At 72.5% G+C, this 26,598-nt stretch carries 26 protein-coding genes; 13 read left to right on the top strand and 13 right to left on the bottom strand.

Annotation, left to right across the window (positions count from 1 at the left end; genetic code table 11):
* Positions 1–88 precede the first annotated feature (88 nt).
* From ACH4C6_RS29275 to ACH4C6_RS29265, 3 genes are all read left to right on the top strand, one after another.
* Entirely contained in the window at positions 89–766 is a 678-nt protein-coding gene (locus tag ACH4C6_RS29275) for a GNAT family N-acetyltransferase (RefSeq protein WP_398111627.1), read from the top strand.
* Positions 763–1,692: a PaaX family transcriptional regulator C-terminal domain-containing protein gene (locus ACH4C6_RS29270; RefSeq protein ID WP_398111626.1), complete on the top strand. Its 930-nt coding sequence runs from the start codon at positions 763–765 to the stop codon at positions 1,690–1,692. Before ACH4C6_RS29275 ends, ACH4C6_RS29270 begins: the two co-directional genes overlap by 4 nt.
* Before the next feature lie 259 nt (positions 1,693–1,951).
* The gene (locus tag ACH4C6_RS29265; protein ID WP_398111625.1) at positions 1,952–3,154 is read left to right on the top strand and encodes a heparin lyase I family protein; all 1,203 of its coding nucleotides are present in this window, start codon (positions 1,952–1,954) and stop codon (positions 3,152–3,154) included.
* Between the two features lie 179 nt (positions 3,155–3,333).
* Here the strand turns inward: ACH4C6_RS29265 and ACH4C6_RS29260 are convergent, their stop codons facing one another.
* Positions 3,334–3,501 carry a hypothetical protein gene (locus ACH4C6_RS29260; RefSeq protein WP_398111624.1) on the bottom strand — a complete coding sequence of 56 codons (168 nt, stop codon included), beginning with the start codon at positions 3,499–3,501 and terminating at the stop codon, positions 3,334–3,336.
* Between the two features lie 43 nt (positions 3,502–3,544).
* Positions 3,545–4,699, bottom strand: a complete 1,155-nt coding sequence (locus ACH4C6_RS29255; protein WP_398111623.1) for an alkane 1-monooxygenase — start codon at positions 4,697–4,699, stop codon at positions 3,545–3,547.
* Positions 4,700–4,893: 194 nt separating this feature from the next.
* Between ACH4C6_RS29255 and ACH4C6_RS29250 the strand changes: the two genes are divergently transcribed.
* The 4 genes from ACH4C6_RS29250 (at position 4,894) to ACH4C6_RS29235 (ending at position 8,288) form a co-directional block, all read left to right on the top strand.
* Positions 4,894–5,526 (top strand): TetR family transcriptional regulator, encoded by a 633-nt coding sequence (locus tag ACH4C6_RS29250; RefSeq protein ID WP_398111622.1) that lies wholly within the window; start codon positions 4,894–4,896, stop codon positions 5,524–5,526.
* Positions 5,527–5,556: 30 nt separating this feature from the next.
* The gene (locus tag ACH4C6_RS29245; protein ID WP_398111621.1) at positions 5,557–6,756 is read left to right on the top strand and encodes a serpin family protein; all 1,200 of its coding nucleotides are present in this window, start codon (positions 5,557–5,559) and stop codon (positions 6,754–6,756) included.
* 101 nt (positions 6,757–6,857) lie between these two features.
* A complete protein-coding gene (locus tag ACH4C6_RS29240; protein ID WP_398111620.1) occupies positions 6,858–7,772 on the top strand; it encodes an NADP-dependent oxidoreductase in 915 nt (304 codons plus the stop codon).
* A 36-nt stretch (positions 7,773–7,808) separates the two neighbouring features.
* Positions 7,809–8,288, top strand: a complete 480-nt coding sequence (locus ACH4C6_RS29235; protein ID WP_398111619.1) for a MarR family winged helix-turn-helix transcriptional regulator — start codon at positions 7,809–7,811, stop codon at positions 8,286–8,288.
* A gap of 72 nt (positions 8,289–8,360) precedes the next feature.
* Here the strand turns inward: ACH4C6_RS29235 and ACH4C6_RS29230 are convergent, their stop codons facing one another.
* From ACH4C6_RS29230 to ccrA, 3 genes are all read right to left on the bottom strand, one after another.
* Positions 8,361–9,440, bottom strand: a complete 1,080-nt coding sequence (locus tag ACH4C6_RS29230; protein WP_398111729.1) for an ABC transporter permease — start codon at positions 9,438–9,440, stop codon at positions 8,361–8,363.
* A gap of 283 nt (positions 9,441–9,723) precedes the next feature.
* A complete protein-coding gene (locus ACH4C6_RS29225) occupies positions 9,724–11,490 on the bottom strand; it encodes a 3-hydroxyacyl-CoA dehydrogenase family protein (protein WP_398111618.1) in 1,767 nt (588 codons plus the stop codon).
* The gene (gene ccrA, locus ACH4C6_RS29220) at positions 11,487–12,842 is read right to left on the bottom strand and encodes a crotonyl-CoA carboxylase/reductase (RefSeq protein ID WP_398111617.1); all 1,356 of its coding nucleotides are present in this window, start codon (positions 12,840–12,842) and stop codon (positions 11,487–11,489) included. The genes ACH4C6_RS29225 and ccrA overlap by 4 nt, the downstream gene beginning before the upstream one ends.
* 213 nt (positions 12,843–13,055) lie before the next feature.
* Between ccrA and ACH4C6_RS29215 the strand changes: the two genes are divergently transcribed.
* The 3 genes from ACH4C6_RS29215 (at position 13,056) to ACH4C6_RS29205 (ending at position 15,760) form a co-directional block, all read left to right on the top strand.
* Complete coding sequence (locus tag ACH4C6_RS29215; RefSeq protein ID WP_398111616.1) at positions 13,056–13,826, top strand: thioesterase II family protein; 771 nt, start codon at positions 13,056–13,058, stop codon at positions 13,824–13,826.
* Positions 13,823–14,860, top strand: coding sequence for a 3-oxoacyl-ACP synthase III family protein (locus ACH4C6_RS29210; protein ID WP_398111615.1), 1,038 nt, complete (start codon positions 13,823–13,825; stop codon positions 14,858–14,860). The genes ACH4C6_RS29215 and ACH4C6_RS29210 overlap by 4 nt, the downstream gene beginning before the upstream one ends.
* An 81-nt stretch (positions 14,861–14,941) precedes the next feature.
* Positions 14,942–15,760 carry an SAM-dependent methyltransferase gene (locus tag ACH4C6_RS29205; protein ID WP_398111614.1) on the top strand — a complete coding sequence of 273 codons (819 nt, stop codon included), beginning with the start codon at positions 14,942–14,944 and terminating at the stop codon, positions 15,758–15,760.
* A 77-nt stretch (positions 15,761–15,837) separates the two neighbouring features.
* Here ACH4C6_RS29205 and ACH4C6_RS29200 read toward each other — a convergent pair whose 3' ends face one another.
* From ACH4C6_RS29200 to ACH4C6_RS29175, 6 genes are all read right to left on the bottom strand, one after another.
* Complete coding sequence (locus tag ACH4C6_RS29200; RefSeq protein WP_398111613.1) at positions 15,838–16,485, bottom strand: hypothetical protein; 648 nt, start codon at positions 16,483–16,485, stop codon at positions 15,838–15,840.
* A 137-nt stretch (positions 16,486–16,622) separates the two neighbouring features.
* Positions 16,623–18,287, bottom strand: coding sequence for a multicopper oxidase family protein (locus ACH4C6_RS29195; RefSeq protein ID WP_398111612.1), 1,665 nt, complete (start codon positions 18,285–18,287; stop codon positions 16,623–16,625).
* A gap of 99 nt (positions 18,288–18,386) precedes the next feature.
* Entirely contained in the window at positions 18,387–19,232 is an 846-nt protein-coding gene (locus ACH4C6_RS29190) for a hypothetical protein (protein ID WP_398111611.1), read from the bottom strand.
* Positions 19,233–19,366: 134 nt separating this feature from the next.
* Positions 19,367–19,687 (bottom strand): hypothetical protein, encoded by a 321-nt coding sequence (locus tag ACH4C6_RS29185; RefSeq protein WP_398111610.1) that lies wholly within the window; start codon positions 19,685–19,687, stop codon positions 19,367–19,369.
* 63 nt (positions 19,688–19,750) lie between these two features.
* Complete coding sequence (locus ACH4C6_RS29180; RefSeq protein ID WP_398111609.1) at positions 19,751–20,083, bottom strand: hypothetical protein; 333 nt, start codon at positions 20,081–20,083, stop codon at positions 19,751–19,753.
* Between the two features lie 106 nt (positions 20,084–20,189).
* Positions 20,190–20,987 (bottom strand): DUF427 domain-containing protein, encoded by a 798-nt coding sequence (locus tag ACH4C6_RS29175; protein WP_398111608.1) that lies wholly within the window; start codon positions 20,985–20,987, stop codon positions 20,190–20,192.
* A gap of 309 nt (positions 20,988–21,296) precedes the next feature.
* Between ACH4C6_RS29175 and ACH4C6_RS29170 the strand changes: the two genes are divergently transcribed.
* The gene (locus tag ACH4C6_RS29170; protein WP_398111607.1) at positions 21,297–22,286 is read left to right on the top strand and encodes an aldo/keto reductase; all 990 of its coding nucleotides are present in this window, start codon (positions 21,297–21,299) and stop codon (positions 22,284–22,286) included.
* Positions 22,287–22,367: 81 nt separating this feature from the next.
* Here the strand turns inward: ACH4C6_RS29170 and ACH4C6_RS29165 are convergent, their stop codons facing one another.
* Together ACH4C6_RS29165 and ACH4C6_RS29160 are read right to left on the bottom strand one after the other, a co-directional pair.
* The gene (locus ACH4C6_RS29165) at positions 22,368–22,973 is read right to left on the bottom strand and encodes a dihydrofolate reductase family protein (protein WP_398111606.1); all 606 of its coding nucleotides are present in this window, start codon (positions 22,971–22,973) and stop codon (positions 22,368–22,370) included.
* Positions 22,974–23,084: 111 nt separating this feature from the next.
* Positions 23,085–24,371, bottom strand: coding sequence for an MFS transporter (locus tag ACH4C6_RS29160; protein ID WP_398111605.1), 1,287 nt, complete (start codon positions 24,369–24,371; stop codon positions 23,085–23,087).
* A 421-nt stretch (positions 24,372–24,792) separates the two neighbouring features.
* On the opposite strand from ACH4C6_RS29160, the gene ACH4C6_RS29155 reads away from it, so the two are divergent.
* Together ACH4C6_RS29155 and ACH4C6_RS29150 are read left to right on the top strand one after the other, a co-directional pair.
* Positions 24,793–25,815 carry a FecCD family ABC transporter permease gene (locus tag ACH4C6_RS29155; RefSeq protein ID WP_398111728.1) on the top strand — a complete coding sequence of 341 codons (1,023 nt, stop codon included), beginning with the start codon at positions 24,793–24,795 and terminating at the stop codon, positions 25,813–25,815.
* 1 nt (position 25,816) lies between these two features.
* The gene (locus ACH4C6_RS29150) at positions 25,817–26,590 is read left to right on the top strand and encodes an ABC transporter ATP-binding protein (RefSeq protein ID WP_398111604.1); all 774 of its coding nucleotides are present in this window, start codon (positions 25,817–25,819) and stop codon (positions 26,588–26,590) included.
* The last annotated feature ends 8 nt before the right edge of the window (positions 26,591–26,598 follow it).

The raw sequence follows: 26,598 nt of genomic DNA, 5'->3' as shown, positions 1-26,598 counted from the left end.
ATCGTTTCAAAAACGCTCGTATATAGAATGAACGTACTACACTCGATAGAGTCAGGGTGCCGAGGACGACAGAGGGGAGCAGCCGCGCATGGAGTCGGTGAACCCGCAGGACCGCACGGCGGAGGACGGACGGGGCGGTGAGCGGCCCACCCCGCGGGTCGCGTGCCGACGCCAGGTGCCCGAAGGGGCCGAGAAGCAGGTGGCCGCGCTGTACTGGGAGGCGTTCGGCCGCAAACTCGGTTCGGCGCTCAACCCGCCCGACACCGGGCGGGCCTTCATCGCCGCACACCTGAACCGCGACCGGGGCGTGACCGCGCTCGCCGACGGCAAAATGGTCGGGGTGGCCGGATACCAGCTCGGCGGGCGCGCGCTGACCGGCGGCGGTGTGCGGGACGTGGTGTCCACCTACGGCCTCTTCCGCGGCCTGCCCCGGGTCGCCGTGCTCGCCCTGTTCGAGCGCACGCCCCAGCAGGGCGAACTGGTCATGGACGGCATCGCGGTGGATGCGCGCCACCGGGGCGGCGGGATCGGCAGCCTGCTGCTGAAGGAGGTCGCCGCCGTCGCGGCGGACCACGGCTGCCGCCGCATCCGTCTGGACGTCATCGACACCAACCCCCGTGCCCGGGCCCTGTACGAACGGCACGGCTTCGTCGCCGGGCGCACCGAGCACACGCCCTACCTGCGCCGCCTGATGGGGTTCGGCGCCGTGACGACCATGTATCGCCCCGTCACCCGGGCCGACCGGACCGGCGGAGGTGCGCGATGACGGCCGCCGGCACCCCCGCCGCCGGTGCCCGAGACGACGGCCCTGCCCGGCCCGAGGTCCCCACCCGGCTGCTCGTGCACGCACTCGTGCGGGAGGACGGCACCGTCGACGCCGGCGAGCTGTACGACGTCGCGGGCCTGCTGGGCATGACCGACCAGCAGGTGCGGCTGTGCGTCAAACGCCTGGTCGCCGACGGCCGGTTCACCCAGGACGGGCGGGGACGCAAAGCCGTGCTGCGGGCCGTGGCCGACCCCACCGGCGCCCTCGCCCCGGACGCGGAGTACGTGCGGCACGCCTACCGGCAGGACGCCGGGCAAGCCCCCTGGGACGGTGTGTGGCACCTGTTCGCCTTCGCCATCCCCGAATCGCGGCGCATCACCCGGGACGCCCTGCGCGACACGCTCCTCCACCTCGGCGCGGCCCCCCTCCAGGGCGGCCTCTACGTCACCGCCAACCCGGTCGCCGACATCGTCGAGGCCCACGCCCGCCACCTGGGCGTCCTGGACTCCTTGACCTTCCTCACGAGCACCGACCTGCGCATCGGCACCCTCACCGACCCGGCATCCCTGGCCGCCGGGCTGTGGCCCCTGGAGGAGATCGCCGCCCGCTACGAACGGCTCGGTGCCTTCGCGCGGCACTGTCTGGCCGGACTGGACGCGCCGCGACCGGCCGACGGCGCCGGGCGCGCGTCCGCCGGACGCCTGGCCATGGCCGTGGAACTCGCGGCGGAGTTCACCGCGGCCGTGCGCCCCGACCCGCTGCTCCCCCCGGAGCTGCTGCCCCAGCCGTGGCCCGGCACCCAGGCACGCCGCCTCACCGCCGACTGCTGGCAACGCCTGTCCGCGCCCGGTCCCGACGGACCGGAAGGACTGCGCCTGTTCCGGCTCTACGGCGACACCCTCGGCGCCCCGCCCGAGGCGTCCTGACGGCGAGGCGTACGGAACGGGAGTGGGCGGTCCGGGCACACCGCACCACCGGCTGTCCACACGGCAGCGCGCACTGCGTACGGTCATCGGTGTCGGCGGCGTCGGCCATCCGTCGGTGGTGCGCGTCGAGGTCCGGATGCTCCGCGCGCCCCGGGGCCGGCCCTTGCCCGCGTCTCCGGCCGGCGGAAGAGTCGGGGGCCGTCATCGGACGGCGCGCATCCGCGGCCGTCCGCTCAGCGTCCCCGAGAGGAGTCGCACCATGCAACGATCACGCCCGAGAGCCTGGCTCCTGGCCGTCGTCATGTCCGTGCTGACCGCGACACTGGCGTTGTCGCCCGCGCAGCCCGCGGCGGCCGACCCCGCCGGAGTCCTGCGCACCCTCGACTGGGAACAGGCGGCCGACCGCACGCTCCCCGCCACCGCGCCGCCCGACTTCCTGCAGCAGTGGGGCACTTCGTACGGCGCCACCAACGTCACCGGACCCACGCGCGACGGCTCCCACGGTGCCCGTTTCGAGCTGCGCAAGACCGACCCGGTCGTCTCCGGCAGCAAACGCGCGGAGATATCGCAGCGCGACGAGCAGCCGGCGAACGCCGAGCGCTGGTACGGCTTCAGCATCAACCTGGCGTCGAGCTGGGCCTATGACACCTCGGCCGAGATCGTGAGCCAGTGGCACCAGTGCGACGTCGGCTGCCCGGGCGGTTCACCGCCCCTGGCGCTCCTGACCGACGAAGGGCGCTGGAAGATCGACTTCCGCGGCCAGTTCCTCGATCTGGGGGCGTACAGCACCGGAGTCTGGGTGGACTGGGTCTTCCACGTCACCTGGCGCACCGACAGCAGCGGGGTGCTCCAGGTCTGGAAGAACGGCGAACGGGTCGTGAACCGCACCGGCCCCACCCACGACGGCGGCCCGCGCTCGCCCTACTTCAAGTTCGGCATCTACAAATGGGACTGGAACACCGGAGCCCCGTCCAGCACCACCCAGCGCGTGCTGCACTACGACGCCCTGCGCCTGGGCGATGAGCGGGCCGTGCACAAGGACGTCGCACCGCAGCGGACCTGCGCCCGGGCCGTACCGGTGACGGCGGCGACCGCCACCACCCACGAACCGGCGAACCCGCCCGCCCAGGCCGTCGACGGTGACCTGACGACCCGCTGGTCCGGCCAGGGCTTCGGCGCGGCACTGATCCTGGACACCGGCACGCAACGCCACCTGTGCGGCGCGACGGTGGCCTGGCACCGCGGCGACCTGCGGTGGAACGACTACACCATCCACGCCTCGCAGGACGGCGTCTCGTACACCAAGGTGTGGGAAGGCCGCAGCTCGGGGACGACCACCGCGCCCGAGACCGTCCTGTTCACCACCGGACCTCTGGACGTCCGCTATCTGAAGATCTCCTTCTGGGCGAACCCGGAGAACGACTGGGCGAGCATCACGGAGGCGGGCCCTCTGGGTCTGTGACCGGCCCGCCCGCGTCCCCATGGTGCGCGACCGGCCCCGCTCCGCGCTCCCCGCCCCGCACGGCACCCGCCCCGCACGGCACCCGTCCCGTGCGGGGCGCTGCCGCGGGAACTCCTCGCCCGGACTCACCGAGCACCCCCGCGCCGTCGGCGCCGACCGGCCGCCCCCGGAACCGCTCGTCAGCGCTGCGACTTTGCTCGCAGGCCGTCGAGGATGAGCGCGAGCATGCGGGGAGCCCGGTCCTCGGGGGCGGAGGCGGCGCGCCACAGAGCGCCGGTGAGCTGGAGGAAGTCACCGGGGTCGGCGTCGGACCGGATCCGCCCCATCGAGGACACGATCGCGGACACCGCCGAAAGCCTCCTCGCCCACGGCGTCGGCACCTGACCGCCCCTAGGTGGTCCGGGCCGTGTTCGGCAGGCCGGGGGAGGGGCTCACGTTCGCCTTGGACAGGTCGCCGGCGTAGTGCCGGTGCAGCCGGGGATCCATGATGCGGCGCCACAGCGGTGGGAACCACGCCACGACGATCATCGTCGCGTAGCCGGAGGGCAGTTGGGGCGCCTCCTCGAAGTGCCTCAGCGTCTGGTAGCGCCGCAACGGATTGGCGTGGTGGTCGGAGTGGCGCTGCAACTGGAAGAGGAACAGGTTGCTGACCGTGTTGTTGCTGTTCCAGCTGTGACGGGGCGAGACGCGTTCGTAGCGGCCGTCCGGGCGGCGTTGGCGCAACAGCCCGTAGTGCTCCAGGTAGTTGACGGTCTCCAGGAGGCCGAAGCCGAGTACCGCCTGGAGAAGCAGGTACGGCAGGACGGTCCCGCCGAAGGAGATGGTCAGCCCGGCGAACAGCGCCACGGTCAGCGCCCAGGACGTGAGGACGTCGTTGTGGAGGCTCCAGCGTCGTCGGTTGCGGCGCTGGAGCCGTCGGCTCTCCAGGATCCAGGCCGAACGCAGACTTCCCGCCACCGCCCGCGGCAGGAAGCGCCAGAAGCTCTCGCCCACCCTCGAACTCGCCGGGTCCTCGGGCGTGGCGACCCGGATGTGATGGCCGTGGTTGTGTTCGACGTAGAAGTGCCCGTAGCCGCTCTGCGCCAACGCCATGCGGCTCAGCCGCCGTTCCAGCCGCTCCCGCTTGTGGCCCAGCTCGTGGGCGGTGTTGATCGCCACTCCGGCCACGACCCCGGTGGTCGCGGCCAGCCCGAGGCACTCCGCCACCGACAGTCCACCCCCGGCCCACCGCCCGCAGGCCCAGACGAGGGCACCGAACTGCAACGGCAGATAGAGGAACGTGCACCAGCGGTAGTACCGGTCGGCCTCCAGGGCCTTCATGACCTCCTCGGGCGGATTGGCACTGTCCCTGCCCGTGAGGTGGTCGATCACCGGCAGCAGGACGAAGGCGAAGACCGGCCCCCACCACCACAGCGCCCCGACGCCGGTCAGGGCGACCAGACCGCCCGCCTGGAACGGCAGCGTGGGCACGGCCAGGGCGAGCAGCCACAGATACCGCTTCGGATCACGCCACCGCTGGACCTCTTGTCCTCGACGATGCGGCACGACACCTCCTGGTGAGCACGGTGCGCCCCCGCCTTCCCACGGGCCGGCGGGGGCGCACCTCCTTGGGGGGAGCACCGAGCGTGCCAAGCGGCCGGACCACTGACAAGGGAGGTCACGGTGTCAACGTTCTGAGTGGCCGTCAGATGTCCGGCGCTGCGCCGCACCCGCCCCGGCGGCCCTGACAGACTCGGGCCATGGCGGCACACGGACACGCGACGACACCCCACGCCAGCGGAGCGCCGGCGCCCGATCCGCCGCGGGTCGCCTGGCGCAAGGAGATGAGGCAACGGGTCCTGGACGCCGCACGCGACCTGACGCGCGACTCGGGCTGGGACGGGGTGAGCCTGTCGGCCGTCGCCGCCGCGGCGGAGGTGTCCCGTCCGTCCGTGTACAAGGAGTTCGGCAACAGGGCCGGTCTCGGTCGTGCCCTCGTCGTCAGGGAGGCCCAGGCGTTCCTGGACAGCGTGGCAGCGGTCCTGCGGCCGGGGCTCCCGGACACCCGTGCTGCGCTGGAAGCGGCGATCCGCTTCGTCCTCACCGAGGCCCACCGCAACCCCCTGGTGCGGGCCGTCGTCCTGGCCGCGCGGGAGGGCTCCGACAGCCTGCTGCCGTACCTCACCGCACGCGCCGACCCGGTCTTCGACGTGGCGCAGGACCTGCTGCGCGCCTGGCTCGGGGAGCGTTTCCCCGCACAGGACGAGGCGCTCGTCGGCGTCGCCGCGGACATCGCGGTGCGGATGACCCTCAGCCACCTCGTCCTGCCGGGCGGAGACGTCCAGGAGACGGCGGAGCGCCTCTCCCTGGCGATACTGAAGGTGCTGCGCTGAACGTCGTGGGCGCAGGGATGAGGGGGTGGCATGGGACTCGCGACCACGGTCCGCGCGGTGAACGGGCTGGCCGCGCGGTGGGCCGGTGTCTCGGACGGCGGCACGGTGTTCTCCGCGGCGGGGGTGTGGCCGCTGCTGGCGCACCTGGCCGACGGGGCGGAGGGCCAGGCGCGGGCGGAGCTGTCGGAAGCGCTGGGACTCGACGCCGGACAGGCCCCGGCCGCCGCACGCGAGTTGCTGGCGGCGATGGGCGCCATGCGGGGGCTGGAGACGGCTGTGGGGCTGTGGACGCGGCGCACGCTGGAGTTGAAGGCCTCCTGGGAGGAGAGCCTGCCGGCCGACGCTCACGGGGTGCTCACCGGCGACCTCGGCGTCGATCGACTGGCTCTGGACGCCTGGACGGTGAAGCGGACCGGTGGCCTGATCGACCGCATGCCGGTCGGGTTGACCGAAGACACACAGCTGGTGCTGGCGAGCGCACTGACCCTGCGTACGCGGTGGCTGAGCCCGTTCCACGAAACGGAACTGGAGACGGCGTACGAGCCCTGGGCCACCACGCCGCGGCTGGCGCTGCGGCGCACCAGCGCCGTGCTCGACCGGGTCGGAGTGGCGGACACACCCGGCGGGCACGTCACCGAGCTGAGGGTGCTGGGGAGCAACGCCCTGGACGTGCACCTGCTGCTCGGTGAAGAGGCCATGCGGCCGGGGCAGGTGCTGCGCGCCGGGGTCGACATGCTCGCCCGCCGGTACGCGGTCGTGCGGGGGCCGCAGTTGCCCCTGGGGTCCGTGGGTCCGGGCCTGACGGTCGAGAAGGTGCGCTGCGCACGGCCGGAGCCGCCGTCGCTGGAGGTGACGACCGTGGCGTACGACATGAGTGCGCGCCACGACCTGCTGGAGCTGCACCGGTTGTTCGGGCTCACCGCGGCGCGGGACACCTCGGGCGGGCACTTCCCCGGCATCAGCGACTTCCCGCTCGCCGTGGAGTCGGCCCAGCAGAGCACGAGGGCGAGGTTCAACGCGTCGGGTTTCGAGGCCGCAGCGGTGACGGCGTTCGGCGTCGCCGGCGGGGGTTTTCCCGCCCTCCGCCACGTCACCACCCGGATCCTCGCCGACTTCGACCGGCCCTTCGGCTTCCTCGCCGTGCATCGTCACACGGGACTGGTGCTGACGGCGGGCTGGGTCACCGATCCCCTGCCGTCGCCGGAGTGGGACGGCGAGACCGGCTGGTGAGCCCTCGCGGAAAATACTTGGCTGGCCACATAAACGGTGCTACGTTTATGTGGTCGGCCACAGAATGTGGCCGGCGCGGCTTCCCGTGGAGGAGAGCAGTCATGAAGGCCATCGTTTTCGACACGTTCGGCGGCACCGAGGTCCTGCACGAGGCGGAGATCGACACCCCCCGGCCCGGCCCCGGCCAGGTCCGGGTGCGGGTGCGCGCTGTCGGGGTCAACCCGGTGGACGGCAAGATCCGCTCCGGCGGCATGGAGGCCATCTTCCCGACCACGCTGCCCGCCGTGCCCGGCGGGGAGATCGCCGGTGTGGTCGACGCGGTGGGCGAGGGCGTCGAGCACCTGAAGGCGGGGGACGAGGTGCTGGGCTGGTCCGACACGGGCTCCTACGCGGAGTACGCCCTGGCGTCCGCCGCCGTCCTGGCGCCCAAGCCGGCCGGTCTGGACTGGAAGCACGCCGCCGCCCTGCCGGTGGCCAGTGACGGCGCGGAACGGGTGCTGGACCTGCTCGACGTCGGTTCCGGTGAGACGCTGCTGATCCATGGCGCATCCGGCGCGCTCGGCACCATCGCCGTCCAGCTGGCCGTCGCCCGCGGCGCCCGCGTCATCGGCACCGCCGGACCGGCCAACCAGGAGTACGTCGCCTCGCTCGGCGCGACCGCGCTGGTCTACGGCGACCACCTGGTCGAGCGGGTCCGTGACATCGCCCCCGAAGGGGTGGACGCGGTGTTCGACGCCGCCGGCAAGGGCGCGCTGGAGGACTCCATCACCCTGCGCGGTGGCACCGACCGGATCGTCACCACCGCCGACTTCCGTGCCGCGGAACTCGGCATCGTCTTCGCCGTGGGCCCCCAGCGCCGCTCCGCCGCCCGTCTCGCCGAACTCGCCCGGCAGGCCGCGGACGGCACACTGGTCACCACGATCAGCGCCGCCTACCCGCTCGCCGAAGCGGCGAAGGCCCAGCAGGCCAGCGACGCGGGCCACAGCCGAGGCAAGATCGTCCTCACCGTCGACTGAACCGTCACCCCACCCCCGTGTCATGAGGGAGCAGCCATGTCAGACACCACGTCACCGCGATTGCCCCACGCGGCGGCCGACGGGCCACTGAGCTACGCCATCTTTCAACTCGCCCGCACGCACCGCGCCCACGCCGCCGCCATGCTGCGCACCATGGGCCTGCACCCGGGACAGGAGCTGCTGCTGATGCAGCTCTTCGACCACGACGGCCTGACACAGGCGGAACTGCTGGAACGGGTGGGTCTCGACCACTCCACCGTCTCCAAGTCGCTGCGGCGCATGCAGGAGGCGGGGTTGCTCACCCGCGAGCCCGCTCCCCATGACCGGCGGGTCATGGTGGTCCGCCTCACCGACACCGGCCGCGCCCTGCAGAAGCCCATCGCCGACATGTGGCGCTCCCTCGAGCAGATCTCCGTACGCGACCTGACACCTGACCAGGTCGAAGAGTTCACCACGTGCGCGCAGCTCATCGAGCAGGCGGTCAGGGACCGGAGCCGGCAGCCGCCGGGCGAGTAGGCAGGCAGCGCGGGTGGTGCGTCGCGGCAGCGGGAAGGTGGCGCCGCCCCCTCCGACGTCCCTGCACGGGCGTCAGGTTCCGCCGCCGTCGGGCGAGTTGTCCTCGGCAGGCTGCGGGTCCCGTCCGCCCGGGTGGCGGTGCCGCCAGGTCCAGAACACCCCGCAGGACACCAGCGCCCAGCCCGTCAGCACCAGGAACGGGAAGGCGTGCTGGTGCCGCGCGAAGTACACCGCCGTGTGCTGTGCGTTGACCGACGCGCCGGGCGGCAGCCAGCGCCCGATGACGCCCAGCGCGGACGGCAGCAGCGGCCACGAGACCGCACCACCCGAGGAGGGGTTGCCCAGCAGGACCATGACGCCCCAAGTCGGGAGCATCGCCCAGCGGCCCACCAGGGTGTTGAACATGGTGAACGTCATGCCGCTGGCGAACATGGTCAGGGCCAGGATCAGCCACGACTCCACGAACGGCAGATCGAGCGCGCCGAGCAGCCAGTCCACGGCCGCCGCGATGGCGAAACCGCCGAGCAGTGCGTAGGCGGCGGTGAAGGCGATCCGCTCGACAGGGGTGAGCGCGCGGGCGTGCACGCTGAGCTGGATCGCACCGACGAAGCCGATGATCACGGCGGCCAGGGAGACGTAGAAGATGGCCAGACCGCGCGGGTCGCCGTCCTGGAGCGGGTTGACGTCCCGGACGGTCACCGACACCCCGGTCGCCCGCCCCACCTTCGGTGCCGCCTGCGCCAGCAGCTCCGCCACGGAGGCACCGGAGGCGGAGGACACGTCCAGCAGGACGTGCCGCCCGCCCCTACCCAATTCAAAAATCGCGAAGACCCGCTGCTCCTCGACGGCTTCCAGGGCCGCCGCTCGCGAGTCGTAGGTCCGGGTGCGCATGGACGAGTTGAGTGCCGTGCCCAGCCCTGTCAGGAAGGCCCGGCCGCGCTCCTGCTGATACGGCCCGACGACGGCCGTGGGGAGCTGGTGCGGGGTCGGATTGGCCATGGCGTACGTGTACGACCAGGCGAACAGCCCGGCGGCCGCGGCCAGGATGAACACCAGCACGGTCGCGGGCCACCACGGCGTCCCGCGGAAGTGGCCCCAGCGGCCCCAGCGGCCCCCGTGTCCCGGGAGCGCCTCCCGGCCGTCGCCGGCCACCTCGGGATTGTCGTGCACGTTCGCCCGTCCTTGGTCGTGCGGATCCGGCCGCCGGTGCACGTGCACAACGCCGCTGGTCCGGAGCAGCACCGGCGGCCCGGTCAGCGCGGTACGGCGTCGTGAGCTCCGGCCCCATCGTCACGCCCGAGGCGGCAGTGTCCCTCCACCAACACACGGTCTCACCTGCGCGGACCAGCGACACCGCACGTCCGGCCGCCCCACCTCCCGTCGCCGAAGCCGCCGCGTGCCGCGCCACCGGCACCTCGTCCCTCCGGGGGGAGGGCTAGGGCACGCGATGCGTGGTGGTGCGGAGACCGTCGCGGTTCTTGCGGCCGAGCAGGCCGGCGGTGACGAGTTCGGCCAGGGCCTTCGAGGGCTGGTGGGTGGCGGGGAACCGGTCGTGGAGACGGTGCTGGATGGCCAGACTGACATCCAGACCGATGGTGTCGAGCAGGGCGAACGGACCCATGGGGTAGCCGTAGGCGCGTTGGACGGCGGTGTCGGTGTTCTCGATGACATGGTCGTCGGCGCCCCGCCGGTCGAGCAGGTCCAGGGCGGCGCCGAGGTAGCCGAACAGCAGGCTGTTGACGATGAAGCCGGTCCGGTCGGGGCAGTGCACGGGGGTCTTGCCGAGCGCGTCGCACCAGGTGTGAGCCGTGGCGAGGGTGGCGGGGGAGGTGTGGGGGGTGTGCGCGATCTCCACCAGCCGCATGACGGGCGCGGGGTTGAAGAAGTGCAGGCCGATGACGTCGGCGGGACGGCCCGAGGCGTCGGCGCAGGCGGCGATGGACAGGCTGGACGTGGTGGTCGCCAGCAGAGTGCCGGGGGCACTCGTCTGCCCGAGGGCGGTGAAGATGTCCCGCTTGACGTGGGGGTCCTCGGCGGCGGCCTCGACGATCAGGTCGCAGGCGGCCAGTGCGGCGACGTCCGTGCCGGTGCGCAGGGAGGCCAGGGCCTGATCGCGGGTGGCGGGTGTGATTTTGCCGCGGCGTACGGCGCGGACGAGGGAGTCGGCGATGCCGTCCAGGGCGGCCCGGGCCTTGTCCTCGCTGCGGGCGACGAGCACAGTGGGGTGGCCGGCCGTGGCGGTGACCTCGGCGATGCCGCGGGCCATGGCGCCGGAGCCGACGACACCGACCCGGTGGACGGTGCGGGCGGCACGCGTGTCGGCGGTGGCGGTGTGTTCGGGCAGGGGCGCCCCGGTGTCGTCGTACGTGTAGAAGCCGCGACCTGACGTGCGGCCCCGGCGGCCGTCGTCGATCAGGCGGGTGAGGACCGGCGCGGGGGCGTACGAGGGGTCGCCGGTGTGTCGGTGCAGGTCCGTCAGGGCGGCACGGACGGTGTCCAGGCCCATCGCGTCCAGGGTCTCCAGAGGGCCCGCGGGCAGTGCGCAGCCCAGGCGCATCGCGGTGTCGATGGCGTGGTGGGAGACGTAGCCGGTGTCGTGGAGCGCGGCGGCGCGGTTGAGCAGGTTCAGCACGAGGGCGGTGGCGTCGACGGCGGCCTGGGTGCCCACCTGGACGGCCGTGAGCCGGGCGGCCTCGACGACCTGATGCGCGGCGCGAGCGGCTTCGGGGGAGGTGAGCGCGGTGTGGACGGGCTCGGCGGGGGAGCCGGCCGCGGGTGGGGTGTACAGGCGCAGTGCGGCGAGGTCGGCGGGGCGGCCCGAGGCGATGGCGAGCCGGGCCAGGGGGAGGGTGGCGGTGGTGGTGACCAGTGGGGTGCCGGGCGGGCAGACCTCGTGGACGCGGCCGAGAGCCTTCGTCTTCGCGTCCCAGTCCTCGGGGACGGCTTCGACGACCAGGTCGCTCCCGCGCAGCAGGCCGTAGTCGTCGCCCAGGACGGGCTCGGGTCCGTCGGCGGTGGCGGCCGCTTTCAGGCGCCGGGTCAGCCGGGTGAGGACGTCCAGGTCGGTGTCGACGCCGATGACCCGGTGGCCGGTGGCGCGCAGTGCGCGCAGCAGCGCTTCGCCGATCGAGCCGAGGCCGACGACGCCGATCACCGGCGCGGTCGCGGAGGGGGGCGCAGGGGTGGGTGTGGGTGTCGTCATGGAGTGGGTTCCTGATCCTGGTCCTGGCGGAAGCGGTTGATGGCCGTCAGGTGGCGGGCGCGCAGTGCGGGATCGCTCACGCCGAGGCCTTCCCGGGGGGCGAGGCAGAGCACGCCGACCTTGCCCTGGTGCAGGTTGCGGTGCACGTCGTAGGCGGCCTGGCCGGTGTCCTTGAGGGGGTACACCTTGGACAGCGTGGGGTGGATCCTGCCCTTCGCGATGAGCCGGTTGGCCTCCCAGGCCTCGCGGTAGTTCGCGAAGTGCGAGCCGATGATGCGCTTCAGCGACATCCACAGGTAGCGGTTGTCGTACTCGTGCATGTAACCCGAGGTCGAGGCGCAGGTGGTGATGGTGCCGCCCTTGCGCGTGACGTAGACGGACGCGCCGAAGGTCTCCCGGCCCGGATGCTCGAAGACGATGTCCACGTCCTCGCCGCCGGTCAGTTCGCGGATGCGCCTGCCGAAGCGCTTCCATTCCTTGGGGTCCTGGGTGTCCTCGTCCTTCCAGAACGTGTAGCCCTCCGCGGTGCGGTCGATGACGGCCTCGGCGCCCATCGAGCGGCAGATGTCCGCCTTCTGCTCACTGGAGACGACACAGATCGGGTTGGCGCCCCCGGCTAGAGCCAACTGCGTGGCGTAGGAGCCCAGTCCGCCGCTCGCGCCCCAGATCAGGACGTTGTCGCCCTGCTTCATGCCGGCGCCGTTGCGCGAGACCAGCTGCCGGTAGGCGGTGGAGTTGACCAGGCCCGGGGCGGCGGCCTCCTCCCAGGTCAGATGGGCGGGTTTGGGCATCAACTGGTTCGACTTCACCAGGGCGATCTCCGCGAGGCCGCCGAAGTTGGTCTCGAAGCCCCAGATGCGCTGCTCGGGGTCGAGCATCGTGTCGTTGTGGCCGTCGGCCGACTCCAGTTCCACGGACAGGCAGTGGGCCACCACCCGGTCGCCGACCTTCCACCGGTTCACGCCCGGACCGGTGCGCAGGACGACGCCGGACAGGTCGGAGCCGATGACGTGGTAGGGCAGGTCGTGCCGGGCGGTGTCCTCGGACAGGCGGGCGTAGCGCTGGAGGAAGCCGAAGGTCGCGACGGGTTCGAAGAGGGACGACCAGACGGTGTTGTAGTTCACCGACGAGGCCATGACCGCGATGAGCGCCTCGCCGGCAGCCGGCTGGGGCACCGGCACGTGCTCGATGTGCAGGGACTTGCGGGGGTCCTTGTCACGGGAGGCCAGCCCGTCGAACATGGCGGTGTCCTCGCGGCGCACCACGGCGCCCCGGTAGGACTCGGGCAGGCGCAGCGCGGCGATGTCCTGCGGCGATGCCTCACCGGTCACAGCTTGGATGATCTCGTCCACGGTGTTTCCCGATTCCTTCCGCCACGGCGAACAACTGCTGCGTCACCCGCCAGCGTGCGGGCCCCCGGCCGGACGGGACCACCCCGGACCACCCCCTGACTTTCCGCCCGGCGCTCGAGGCGGCGATTCAGGGGGGTGTCAGGGGAGGTGCGCGGAGGCGAGGGCGGCACATGCTCTCGGTGACGCACGCCCGGGAGACGTCGAGGAGACGCCATGACCGCACACCACGGTGACAGTCCGTGGCTCAGGAACTTCTTCCCCGCCCCCCAAGCGCCCGTGCGGCTGGTGTGCCTGGCGCACGCGGGCGGTTCGGCGAGTTTCTACTTCCCCGTGGCCCGTGCGCTGTCCCCGAGGATCGAGGTGCTGGCGGTGCAGTACCCGGGGCGTCAGGACCGGCGCGGCGAGAGCCCGCTCGGCGATCTCGACGTCCTCTCCGAACGGATCGCGCACGCCCTGGAGCCGTGGACGGACAAACCGTACGCACTGTTCGGGCACAGCATGGGCGCGATCGTCGGCTTCGAGACCGCGCGCCGGCTGCGGACGGCCGGGCGGGGGCCGTCGCGGCTGTTCGTCTCCGGGCGCCGCGCGCCGTCGCTGGACACCGCCGGCGAGTACCAGCCCGTCACCGACGAGGAGGTTCTGACGGAGATAGCCCGACTCGACGGCACGGGCCCGCAGTTGCTGGAGGACGAGGAGACGCTGCGGATGATCCTGCCCGCGCTGCGCGCCGACTACGGAGCGGTGCGCCGCTACCGCTACCGGCCCGGGCCGGCGCTCGCCTGCCCCATCACCGCCTTCACCGGCGACCGTGATCCCAAGGCGACGCCGGAGCAGGTGCGGGCGTGGCGGGCGCACACGACGTCCTCATTCGAGCTGAACGTGCTGCCCGGCGGACACTTCTTCCTCGTCGGGGAACAGCACCGAGTGCTGTCCACCATACGGAGGCAGTTGGGGTCCGCGGTGCGTCCGGCGGTGGTGTCATGACGGCGCGTGCGGTGGGCCCGATCGGGGTGTGGGGCACCGGCGCGTATCTGCCCGAGCGGGTCGTCACCAACGCCGAGGTGGGCCGCCGCGCCGGGGTGAGCGCGGAGTGGATCGCACGCAAGACCGGCATCGTGGAACGGCGTTACGCCGCTGATCACGAAGCCGCCTCGGACCTGGCCGCGCACGCAGGAGCCCGGGCACTGGCCGATGCCGGGGTACGGGCCGACGAACTCGCCTGGATCGTTGTCGCGACGTCGACGCCGGACCATCCGCAGCCGGCCACCGCCGCGCTGGTGCAGCACAGGCTGGGCGCCTTCGGGGCCGCCGCGTTCGACGTCAACGCGGTGTGCGCCGGCTTTGTGGCCGCGCTGCACACGGCTTCCCGGCTGCTGGCCGTCGACGACGGCGCGTCCGGCGGGACCGGCGGCGGACGGCGGCGCTGTGCGCTGGTGATCGGTGCGGAGGTGTACTCACGGATCATCGATCCGGCCGACCGCAGGACGGCGCCGCTGTTCGGTGACGGGGCCGGTGCGGTGGTGATCGGGCCGGTGGGCGAGGGCCGGGGCCTGGTGGGGACGGCGATGCGCACCGACGGGCATCTGCACGGGCTGATCGGGGTGCAGGCGGGCGGGAGCAGGCAGCCGGCGTCGGAGAAGTCCGTGGCGCGCGGCGAGCACTACTTCCGCATGCAGGGCCGCCTGGTGCGCGAGTTCGTCGAACGGGAGTTGCCGGCCGCGGTCACGGCCACACTGGAGCGGTTCTCCGTCCGGCCCGGCGAGGTCGACCACTTCGTGCCGCACCAGGCCAACGGGGAGATGCTCCAGTCGGTGACCGCCCTCCTGGGACTGACCGCGGCGCGGGTGCATCTGCCGGTGGACCGGCACGGCAACACCGGCGCGGCGTCGATCCCGCTCGCCCTTCACCATGCGGCCCGCGCCGACGGAAAGGGCCTGGCAGACGGGCAGTTGGTGCTGCTGGCCGGGTTCGGCGGGGGGATGACGCTGGGCACGACGCTGCTGCGCTGGGGGCGTTGAGCCGACGCTTCGACCGCGCCCGGACCGCCGAGAGGCCGGAGTGGCGAAAGCGCGGGTGCGCGGGCCCGGTTGCCGGGGAGAATGGCCCCCATGACGTACGAAGGCTCCTACATCGACCCGACCAGGCCGAGCATCGCCCGCGTCTACGACTACCTGCTCGGCGGCAAGGACAATTACGCCGTGGACCGGGAGATCGGCGACGTGTTCAAGCGCGATCTGCCCGGGTCGGTCGCCATCGCCTTCGCCAACCGGGCGGCCCTGGTCCGGGCGGTCGCGGACATCGCGAGGACCACCGGCATCCGGCAGTTCATCGACCTGGGCAGCGGGCTGCCGACCGCGGACAACGTCCATCAGGTCGCGCAGCGTCACGCGCCCGAGTCCCGGGTCGTCTATGTCGACATCGACGGCCAAGTACTGGTCCACGGCCGTGCACTGCTGGAGAACAACGACCGGACCCGCGTCGTCGCGGTCGACGTGCGCGACCCCGAGGGCGTCCACTCCCACCCGGCCACCCGGGAGATCATCGACTTCTCCCGCCCCGTCGCCGTCATCCTCAGCGCCATCCTCCACCACGTGAACGACGAGGAGGACCCGGCAGGCATCGTCCGCTATTGGCGCGACCACGTCCCGAGCGGCAGCCACTTCTTCATCAGCCACTTCCGCTCCGGCGACAACCCGGAGACGACGCAGGCCGAGAAGGTGCTGCAACAGACGTTCGGTCGCGGCCGGTGGCGCACGGACGCGGAGATCGCCTCTCTGCTGGACGGCCTGGAGATCCTCGACCCGGGCATAGTCCCCGCGTCGCTGTGGCGTCCCGACGAGACCGACGGCCCGTGGGGCGGACGAGAGCTCACGGTCTGGGAACACCTCATCGCCGCGGGCATGGCCCGCAAACCCTGACGAGCGACGAGCGACGAGTGCCAAGCACCGAGCACCGAGTGCCGGGCGCCAGGCGCCGAGCACCGAGCGCCGATCGCCTATCGCGTCCGGTTGCGCGGCATCAGTCCCGCGCGGCGCGCCAGTTCGTCCTCCACCCCGGTACCGCGGCGCCGTCCCGGCGTGGCACGGACGACGTAGCGGAAGGGCAGCCCGCCCGGTTCGGCCACCATGCCGCCGAACCGGGTGTCCCCGGCGAACCACACCCGGTCCGCCGGGCCGGACCCCCGCGGACGCGGGCCGTCCCAGCCGTCCGCGGGGACGGGGAAGGAGCAGTGGCTCTGACCGTCCGGCTGCAGCAGCACCACCCGCCCGTCCGTCCCCCAGCGGCGGCCCCGGGCCCGCTCGCCCTCGGCGGCGACCACGCGGACCTCCTGCGTCCGCACGGGCCAGACCTGCCAGCCATAGGTGGACATCACCAGCCGCTCCCGGCGTCGCGCCCGGCGCCACAACAGCGTCAGACCGCCCGTGACCGCGATGACGGGGACCACGCACGCGGCGGTGACCGAACCGGCGGCGGACCCGGGACCGGCCAGGGACAGCACGGTCACCAGCAGCAGCACCTCGGCGATCAACGCCAGGGCGCCCCACCGCAGGCCTCGCTCACGACGCCGGAGCACGTCCTCGACGCCCGGCGTGTCCACCGCCACCCCGGGCAGCACCTCGTAACCGTACTCCGCAGCGATCATCGCGCTTCCCCTCCCCGACGGACCGCGGTGCGGTGCTTCACCGACCGCCGCCCAAGCCCCCGGCGGCGGCTCGCGGGCCTCCGCCACGACCAGAGCCTACTGGCCCTCGCGCGGTCGCCGTCCGGGCGGCGCGGCTCTCACCTGCGGTAGCCGAGTACCGTCATCATCCCGCCCTCCGAGTGGTACAGGTTGTGGCAATGCAGCATCCACAGCCCGGGATTGTCCGCGTCCAGATCGACCACCAGCTTCCGGTGCGGCAGCACGATCGCGGTGTCCTTCCTGGCGCCCGCCCCGTCCAGGCCGGTGAGGGCGAAGGTGTGCCCGTGCAGGTGCATCGGATGCCACATGTCGGTGGCGTTGATGAGGGTGAGGCGCACCCGTTCACCGGCCCGCACGGCATGGCGCCGCTGCGGCGAGTAGGCCCGGTGGTCGAAGCCCCAGTCGTACCTCTCCATGCCGCCGGTGATGCGGATGCGCAGCTCGCGGTCCGGCTCCCGGTCCTCCAGGGCCACCGACTCGTCCGGCACCAGGCGCCGCGCGGCCACGGTCCGTCCGTCCAGTTCGTCCGGGCGGGCGGTGACCGGTGGAAGCGTCCGCGCTCCCTTGCCCGTACGCAGGACGGCAAGGGCCCGCCCCCTCTTCCCCTCGGCCAGCGCCACCAGGGGAAAGACCCCGTCCCGGGCGGTGACGAGGACGTCGTACCGCTCCGCCATACCGACGAGCAGGGCGTCGGTCCTCCTGTGCTGCACGGGATAGCCGTCGGTGTGCGTCACCGTCATGGTGTGGCCGCCCAGGACGACCCGGAAGGCCGTCTCGGCGCCGGCGTTGATGATGCGCACCCGGATGCGGTCGCCGGGGCGGCAGCGGAACACCGACGGGCTCTCGGGCAGGCGGCCGTTGACCAGGTAGTGGGGATAGGCGACGTGGCCGGCCGGTCCGTGCAGCATCCGGCTGCGTGCCCGGTGCAGCACCCGGGAGGGACCCGCGGACTTCCGGCCGGGTGTCGGACGCGTCGAGCCGCCTCGGCCCGAGTCCGAGCCCGAGCCCGAGCCCGAGCCCGGGCCCGAGCCCGGGCCCGAGTGGCCCGCACCCATCCCCGCGTGCCCCGAGCCCCTCGCGTCACCCGGCCTGAGCTGGTCCAGTACCTCTTCGGGGGTGGAGCCCTGCACTCCGTCGAGCCAGTCGTCCAGCACGACGATCCACTCCGCGTCGTAGGCCAGCGGCTCCCGCGGGTCGTCGACGACCAGCGGCGCGTACAGGGCGCGGTCCGACTGCATCCCGACGTGGGAGTGCATCAGGTACGTCCCGGGGTGGGGGACCGTGAACCGGTAGCGGAAGTCGGTCCCGGGCCGGACGGGCGGCTGGGTGAGGTCGGCGACCCCGTCCATGTCGCAGCGCAGCCGGACCCCGTGCGAATGCAGTGCCGTGACGGCCGGGAGCCGGTTGGCGAGGGTCACGTCGAGCACCTCGCCGGCGCTCGCGCGCACCAGTGGCCCCGGAAGCGCCTCGTCGTAGGCCCACGTCCGGACGGTACGCCCGCCCAGGTCCAGTGACGCCTCGGCCGCGGTGATGCGGTACGTGCGGACCGGCCCGGAACCGCGGGCGCGCTCGGCCGCGAGGACCTCCGGGTCGGACGGGTTGACGTACCCCCGTGGGCCGTCCGGGACGAACGCGTTCCTGCCGCCGTACCCCTGGGGGCCGGAGCGCGGCACACGGTCCGAGCCGGTGCAGGAGGACAGCAGGCCCCCGCCGGACGCGGCGAGCGAGGCGCGCAGCAGGGTGCGCCGAGAAGGATTGGGCATGCCTCCATGAGACAGCCGAGGTGATCATGCAGCCCGTCGACGCCGCCGAATGCCCGCGGTGCCGGTGCGAATTCCACCGGCAGGCGGAACACCCGCGGGTCAGGGGCGTTCGAACAGCTGGAGGAGGCCGCCCGCGGAGAAGTATCCGGCGCCGAGGAGGGTGCCCCAGTTGGCGATGTCGGCGTTGATCAGGCTGCCGGTGGCGGGGCGGGTGTAGGCGGCCAGTGCCGAGATCATGAAGAGGATCGAGCCGAGCTGGTTCACCACGACGATCCACCAGCCGAGGCTGCGCCGGCGCAGACACGGCCACCCCCGGTGGCAGATCTCGACGACGGCGAGGTGGCCGGAGATCAGGAACAGCAGGCAGCCGATCACGTCCGGGGCCCAGACGAGCCGGTTGATCTGCCGCACGCTCAGCCCTTGCAGGAACGAGTCGAGCAGGTCGACGGCGAACACCAGCGTGCCCGCGAAGAGGACGAAGGTGCTCAGCCAGTCCACCCGCGCGGGCTCGTAGCTCCACCAGCGCCAGTCCCGCGTGAACAGCCGCCCGGCGCCGCCGGGTTGATGACGCGGGGCGTTGACGACCTGGAGCAGGCTGACGTACCCGCCGGTGGTGAAGAACACGCCGCCGGCGAAGTAGACGGAGGCGCAGGTGGTGGCGTCCCCGGAGCCGAACTGGGCGATGGCGGCACCGGCGGTGAACAGGGCGCCGCCGATCACGAAGGCCGTCGCCGCGATGGCGTTGAGTCTGCGCATCCCGGCGAGCGCGCGCTCGCCGACGCCGGTGTGCCGGCCGGCCGGCTCTCCGGCCGGCCGGGCCGCGATGATGCCGCGGCGCCGGGCAGGCCTCGACTCCCACACGGCGGTGCCACCGCCGGGCGGCTGCCAGGTGAGCCGGGTGGTGAACGGTCCCGCGCCTTCGGCGCGCTGCTCGGCAGGGGTCATGCGGACGGGATGGCAGCAGTGCTGAACACGCCTCGACTCTGCCAGAGCCACTGCCGCGAGACGGTCATTTGCCGGTGTCCATGCGCATGTCGCTGGTGCCGGGGAATGCCTCGCGCGGCCGGTGACCGGGCCGGTCAGGGGTCCACCGCCGGACCGTGGGTACGCACCGAGGCATCCGGCGCCAACGCCAGGCCCGCCGCCGCGAGGAAGTCCTCGAGTTCGATGACACCTCCGCCGGTGCCGTCGTCCCACTCGGTCAGGACCCCTGAGCGGCCCTCCTCCCAGGACTCCGGCGTGTCGGCGTCGTCGCCGGGGCCGGAATGCCACTCGACGGAACCCTCACCGTGCCGGTACCGGAGATACAGGTACTGTCCGTCCGCCGTCCAGGCATCCCACTGCGACGGGTGCCCGGCACACGTCTGCACGACCCGGGTCAGTGTCCGAACCTCAGCCATGGCGGTACTCGCTGCTCCTTCGCCTCCGGTCGAGATCGACCTGGGTCGGCACCCGGCCGAGGGCTACGCCCGCGGCGGGCCAGGCCGGCGGTGACGGTTGAGCTCGACCCCGCAGGCGACCGCCAGACACACAGCTCCGGCAGCCATGGAGCCGAAGAAGAGCCCCTCGAACAGCAGGCTGTTCGCGCCCTCGACGGTGCCGTCCTCCCGCGTGCACGACTTCTCGAAGGGGAAGCGGGCCGTGTGCAGGTCCCCGCAGAAATTCTGCAGGTCCTCATGGAGCACGCTCGCGTTGACCCAGGACATCGCCCACAGGAGGAAGAAGACCCCGGCAAAGGCGCAGACGGCTCCCCACAGCCGGTTCAACTGCGCATCGTTCATGCCGCTGTTCGTCACCTGCCGGAGCGTACCGTGCCGTACGGACGTCAGGACCCCGCACTCCTGTCCCGGGTGGTCGCGACGCTCACCGCCCGCGTCCCCGACACCCCTACGCGGCGCCGCGTCACCACAGCCGGGTGCCCGGGGCGCCCTTGAACGGTCCCCGCACCTCCGCGGTGATCCAGCCGCCGTAGAAGTCACCCTCCTGCGCCGTGACCTCCTCCCCGTCGACCGTGCAGCGGTCCGTGCGGCTCGGGTAGAAGGCGAAGAAGCCGGCAAGGAGCGCGTAGCCGGGCTCGGGGCGGGGGTAGCTCCAGGCGGCCCGAGCGCGTACGGCGTCCCCGACGACGACGTCCCAGTAGCGGGCGGAGCCCTTCCACTCGCACCAGGTCCGCTCCGCGATCGCCGGGAAGAGCAGCTCCCTCCGTACGTCCTCCGGAGGGATGTAGAACACAGGGGGATGGCTGGTCTCCAGTACCCGGACGGCCCTGCGGGTCTCGGCGATCACCTGGCCGGCCCACTCCACCCGTACCTCGCGGTCGTCCTCCCGCAGGACGGGCGGCCGCGGGTAGTCCCACACCGACTCGGGCGGCCGCGGGGCGGGACGCGGCTCCGGCCGTTCCGGCGGGTCCAGGTACGTCTCGTCCTCGTAGCACCAGGCCCATGGCCGGTCACCTGCCAGGGTGCGTGCCACGGGGTGTGCGCTGGAGTCGAAGTGGGCCGTGGCGTGAGCGCCGGGAGAACTGTCGTCGCAGCCCACATGGCCGCAGGTCAGGCACAGCAGGAGGCCGGCCGGTGCGCGTCCGCGCGCCGCGCAGGGCGGGCACGCCCGAGTCAGCGGGGGCGGGTCCGCCGTCCAGGTGTGGGAGCAGGATCTCCCCGCGGGCCGTCCGCCGTCGGGCCGGGGTGTCCATCTCGTCATCGGTGATCACCAACCCGTGCGGTCGGCATCACGCTTCCCGGCGGCAGCGCGCCCCGGCCCACGCCCGTGTCGATCACGTTCTCTCCTCTGCGGTTCCCCGTGTTCACCCCTGCTTCGCCCCGGCACCGCACACGGGATGCAGTCACCGGCGACGGGAGGAGCGGGCGCGCGGTACCGCGCACGGGCGGCCGTGTCCGTCCGCGCCTTTCACTTGCCCTGGAGTGCGCTCGAAGTCGTAGCGTCGAGAACACGACGGAGCGCGAGCCGCTCCCGAGGACGATCAATCGTGCAGGAAGGCTGGGACACGACATGCAGAAGCGCAGTCTGCGGGAATTGCAGGTATCGGCCGTCGGCCTGGGGTGCATGGGCATGTCGGCCTTCTACGGGACCACCGACCAGGACGAGGCCGTCGCGACGATCCGGCACGCCCTCGACCTCGGGGTGAACTTCCTCGACACCGCGCAGGTATACGGACCGCTCACCAACGAGTCCCTCGTCGGAGAGGCGATCCGGGGGCGCCGCGACGACTATGTGATCGCCACGAAGTTCAACTACCGGATGGACGACGCCGTACCGGGCGACGGCAGCACGGTCGGCCCGCAGGACGGCTCGGCCGCACATGTCCGCAGCTCCGTCCACGGCTCCCTGAAGCGTCTGGGAACCGACCACATCGACCTCTACTACCAGCACCGGGTCGACCCGAACGTGCCGATCGAGGAGACGGTCGGCGCGCTGGGCGAACTGGTCGCCGAGGGGAAGGTGCGCGGCATCGGACTGAGTGAGGCGAGCGCACAGACGATCCGGCGCGCGCACGCCGTGCACCCGGTCACGGCGGTGCAGAGCGAGTACTCGCTGTGGTCGCGGGACGTGGAGGCCGAGGTGCTGCCCGCCTGCAGGGAGCTGGGCATCGGCTTCGTACCGTACTCACCTCTCGGCCGCGGCTTCCTCGCCGGACGGTTCACCTCGCCGGACGACCTGGACGTCGACGACTGGCGCCGCCAGAACCCGCGCTTCCAGGACGCCAACCTGGAGGCGAACCTGCGGCTGGCGGCGAAGGTGAAGGAGATCGCCGCCGAGAAGGACGTCACCCCGGCCCAGCTCGCCCTCGCGTGGGTGCTGGCCCAGGGCGAGGACCTGGTGCCGATCCCGGGCACCAAGCGCCGCACCTACCTGGAGCAGAACGCCGCCGCCGTCGACGTCGACCTGACGAAGGACGACCTGGCCCGCATCGACGCGGAGCTCCCCGAGGCGGCCGGTGAGCGCTACGACGAGGCAGGCATGCGGTCCGTCAACCGTTAGGCACTGATCTGTCCAGGTCACCCCTCACGCGCCAGGTGGCTGCGCGCGCGACTGCCGTCCCCATGACCTGATCGACGGCGTTCACGCGGGGACGTCGAGCGGGGGACGCTCGAGCACGCGCGGCTTGTACTCGACCAGCTGGATGCGGCCGTCGAAGGTGCGGTGCTCGGTCATCTCGAGGGCGACGTCGGGGTAGCCGTCGTAGATGCGTTCCTCGCCCGTGGCCCCGGTGATCACCGGGAACATGACGACCCGGAAGCGGTCGACGAGTCCGGCCCGGAGCAGGGACCGGCACAGGCTGAGGCTGCCGATCGTGGTGAGGAGCCCGGAGCCGCTGGACTTCAGGCTGCGGACCGTCTCGACGGCGTCACCGCGGACGAGTGTGCAGTTGGCCCACGTGAGTGGCTGCTGGAGTGTGGAGGAGAACACCACCTTGGACGCCTGCGTGAGCTCGTCGACGGACGCTTCTTCCTCGGGCCTGAACTCGCCCTGCCCCTCCGGGACCTGCCCTGCGGCGAAGCCCGACATCAGGCGGTAGGTGTTCGCTCCCATCAGGTAGGTGGCCTCGGGCTGCTCGCCGAGCCAGGCGAGGTACTCCGGGCCCTCCAGACCCCAGAACCCGGGCCATCCCTTTCCCGAGGCGTGACCGTCGAGGGAGGTGATGAAGTCGATGAGAAGCTCGGACATGTCGGGGTCCTTTCCTGAGGTGTCACGAGCTTGGACCGCCCGCGCCCCGCAAACTCATCGGCCGCGCCGTGGGGTCACCGGAAAGGCCCGGGACAGCGGTGGCCGGTCACCTCACCCGGGCCCGCGGCGGGCGTCGCCGGACCCTCGTTCGGTCGAGAAGGTACGGGTGCTGGGCACCAACGCGGCGGTGGCGGGTGCCGCGAAGCAGACGAGTGCGCAGGCCGCGAGGACCGCTGTGGCGCCGAACGCGTCGATGGCGGGGGCGATGACGGCCAGTCCGACCGGGGCGAGGCCGTAGGAGAGCAGGAAGTCCAGGGACGAGACGCGGGCCAGTCTGTCCGGGGCGACCTCGCGCTGGGCGGCGGTGAACCACGGCACGTTGAACAGTTCGATGCCGATGCCGGCGACCGCGTAGGCGGCCATCACGACGACCGGGTGCACGGGGAACACCAGACTGAGCGGGGCGAAGCCGTAGCAGGCCAGGCCGGCGAGGGCGGCCCGGCCGGGGGAGCGCGGACGCCAGCGGGCGATCAGCAGCGCACCGCCGAGCGCTCCGGCGGTGTAGGCCGTCATCGCACCCGCGAGAACGACCTCGGTCCCGTACTCGTCCCTGCTGACCATGGGCAGGGCGACGCCGGTCGCGGAGTAGCCGGTGGCTATGACGGCCGTCAGCGCGGCCAGACCGGCCAGGAACCAGGGGTGCCTGCGCGCCTCGCGGACACCTTCCGTGAACTCGGCCAGGAAGGACGCCCCGCCCGTCCCGGGCGAAGGCCGCGGCGCGTCGTCCGCAGCCACGGGTCGTGCACCGGGTCCGGGGACGCAGGCCGCGGCGAGCCAGAGCAACCCGATGCCCCACAGCAGCGCCCACGTGTCCAGGAACACGGCGAGCAGCGCGGCCAGGGAAGGGCCCACCAGCGTGGTGACCCGTACCGCCAGGGTCATCGCGGCATTGGCCTGCTGCCGGCGACCGGCGTCGACCACCTCGGCGGTGAGGGCCTGGTAGGCGGGTCGGCAGGCGCCCTGGCCGGCTCCCGCCACCGCGGCAGCCGCCGTCATCAGCAGCAGCGAGCGTCCCAGCCCGGCGGCGAGTACGGGGGCCGCGGCTCCGGCGGCGAGCCCCGCCCACAGCACCACGCCCCGGCGGGAGTGCCGGTCGGCCAGCACTCCGGCCACGGGCACCGCGGCGAGGAATCCGACGGTGCGCGCGGCGAGCAGCAGGCCGAGGTCCGTGGCGGACAGAGTCCGGTCGAAGACCGCGAGGCCGAGGACGAAGGGCAGGGCCCAGGTGGCCAGGCCCGAGGCGGTGGCGCCCGTCCAGAGGCGGAGAAAGGCCACGTCGAGAAGGATCGAGCGCTGCTCGGCGGGAGGCGACTCGGCGGCGGGGGCGGGGGTGGACACGGGGGAGTGCTCCTGTCCTGTCGGTGACGGGGGATGGGGCGCGGCCGGCTGCAACGTCCCTGCCGGGCGGCGAAGTCGAGCGACGGGACCGGCCGGGGCGGACGCCGGGCAGCGCGGCGCTGACGACACACTATCGCAGTGATAATCATTTCCATTAGAGTGCCACCAGCCGCTCGCTCGCCCCGAGAGTCGTCGATCGATCCGGACTTGCCTGCCGGGCTGGACGGCGTGCTAGGTTCTTGCTCGTGAACATGATTTTCATTAACGAGAGTGATGAGGGGACGTGAAGGTGCCGCACCGACCTCCGCTCGTGCGCTCCGTGTCCTCGCCCGGCGTGAGCGCGGAGGAGGTCGCCCCCGCCGAGGCGTGGGAGCCCCGGTCCGGAAAGGCCGCGCGCGCTCGACTCGCGTCCCGCCAGGCGCTGGTCCTCGGTTGCGCCGTGCTGGCCGCCGTCCTGCTCGTGTCCGTCGTCGTCGCCATCGGGCTCGGGCCGGCCGTCGTCACCCCCGGTGAGACCGCTCGCCACCTGTGGGCGGCTCTCAGTGGGGGGCGCATCGGCGCCGACGAGGTGACGACCTATCAGATCATCTGGCAGATCCGTACACCGCGGGTGCTGCTCGCGGCACTGGTGGGGGCCGGGCTGAGCGCGGTGGGAGTCGCCATACAGGCCATGGTGCGCAACGCCCTGGCCGACCCCTTCGTCCTCGGGGTCTCCTCGGGCGCCTCCGTGGGCGCGGTCGGGGTCACGGTCACCGGTGGCCTCGCGGTGCTCGGCATCCACGCCGTCTCCGTCGGTGCCTTCGTCGGCGCGCTCGCCGCCTCGCTCCTGGTGTACGCCGCCGCGGCCGGCCGCGGTGCGCTGTCCCCGCTGCGCCTCGTGCTGACGGGCGTGGCCCTGTCGTTGGGATTCCAGGCTGTCATGAGCCTGATCATCTACCTCGCGCCGGACAGCGAGGCGACGAGCATGGTCCTGTACTGGACCATGGGCAGCTTCGGTGCCGCGACCTGGGGCGCGCTGCCCGTCGTCGCCGCCGTCGTGTCGGCCGGCCTCGCGGTGCTGTACCGCCACGGGCGGGCCCTGGACGTGCTGTCGCTCGGGGACGAGACCGCCGCGAGTCTCGGCTTCGATCCCGACCGGCACCGCAAGGTGCTGCTGGTGCTCGTCTCGCTGGTGACGGGCGTCATGGTCGCCGTCAGCGGTGCCATCGCCTTCGTGGGTCTGGTGATGCCGCACGTGGTGCGGATGGTCGTCGGTGCCACGCACGCCCGCGTCCTCGCCGTGGCCCCCCTGGTCGGGGCGATCTTCATGGTGTGGGTCGACCTGGCGGCACGGACCCTGGTGGCCCCGCGCGAGCTGCCGCTGGGAGTCATCACCGCGCTCGTGGGGGTGCCGGTCTTCATCGCCCTGATGCGACGCCGGGGCTACACCTTCGGAGGGCGCTGACGTGGACCTGGAACTCGATGAGCTCTCCGTGGTGGCGGACGGCAGGAGTCTCGTGCACGCGCTGTCCCTGACGGTGCCGGACGGTCAGGTCGTGGGGCTCGTGGGGCCCAACGGAAGCGGCAAGTCCACGGCGCTGCGGTGCGTGTACCGGGCACTGCGTCCGAGCTCCGGAACCGTCTGGGTGGGTGAGCAGGACCTGACGCGACTGCCCCTGCGCGACAGCGCCCGGACCATCGCGGCCATGACCCAGGACGGCGGCGTCGACTTCGACTTCACGGTCGAGGAGGTCGTCGCGCTCGGACGCGCGCCCCATCTGCGCGGCAACCAGGCGCTCAGCCGCCGGGAACGCGAGCTGTGCGAGCGGGCGATGGAACGACTCGACATCGCCCACCTCGCCCACCGGGGCGTCCTGACGCTGTCGGGCGGCGAGCGGCAGCGCGTCCTGCTGGCCCGCGCCCTCGTGCAGGAGCCGGAGATCCTCGTCCTCGATGAGCCGACCAACCACCTGGACGTCCGCCACCAGGTCGACCTGCTGACGATGCTGCGCGCCTCCGGGCTCACCGTCCTGGTCGTCCTGCACGACCTCAACCTCGCCGCGGCGGCCTGCGACCGGCTCGGCGTGCTCGCCCGAGGCCGCCTGGTGGCCTCCGGCGCGCCCGCGGACGTGCTGACGACCGACCTCGTCGGTGACGTCTTCGGCGTCCAGGCCAGCGTCGTCCCCCACCCGCTGACCGGCGCTCCCCAGCTGCTTTACGCGCTCAACTCCACTTGCTGAAAGGCTGT

The sequence above is a fragment of the Streptomyces sp. NPDC017943 genome (assembly GCF_044328425.1).
Taxonomy (GTDB): Bacteria; Actinomycetota; Actinomycetes; order Streptomycetales; family Streptomycetaceae; genus Streptomyces; species Streptomyces djakartensis_A.
Note: the sequence above shows the minus strand (reverse complement) of the source record. Positions and strands in the feature narration are given on the sequence as shown.